Source organism: Paenibacillus sp. 598K (assembly GCF_003851045.1).
Lineage (GTDB): Bacteria > Bacillota > Bacilli > Paenibacillales > Paenibacillaceae > Paenibacillus_D.
The window spans coordinates 128,563-128,996 of sequence record NZ_BFBX01000070.1 but is presented as its reverse complement, the minus strand read 5'-3'; the positions used below and the strand labels follow the sequence as shown (position 1 = coordinate 128,996).

1 protein-coding gene is annotated in these 434 nt (G+C 68.2%); it reads right to left on the bottom strand.

Annotation, left to right across the window (positions count from 1 at the left end):
- Window positions 1-434: ATP-binding cassette domain-containing protein (locus tag PA598K_RS38100; protein ID WP_260405513.1), on the bottom strand; the 434-nt coding region annotated here is incomplete at both ends.

Genomic DNA, 434 nt, shown 5'->3' with positions numbered 1-434 from the left:
ATGAAGTCATGCGCCTGCGCAGCCCGGGCCGCCTCCTCGACCTCCTGCTGCGATGCCTCCGGCGAGCCGTAACGGATGTTGTCCCGGATCGTGCCGGTGAACAGGATCGCTTGCTGCAGCACGAGCCCGACCTCTCGCCGCAGCTCCGCGGTCGGGATGTCGCGCACGTCCACGCCGTCGAGCAGGATGCGCCCCTCCGTCGCGTCATAGAGACGCGGGATCAGGCTGACCAACGACGACTTGCCAGCTCCGGTCGCGCCGAGGATGCCGACCGTCTGACCCGGACGCACCGCGAAGCTGATCCCCTCCAGCGCCCGCTCTCCAGCTGCGCCGCTGTATGCGAACGATACACTGTCGAAGACGATACCGCCCTCGCGGATAATCGGCCGGCTCTGCGGTTGCGGCTCGCGGATCGTCGGTCGGGTGTCCAGCAC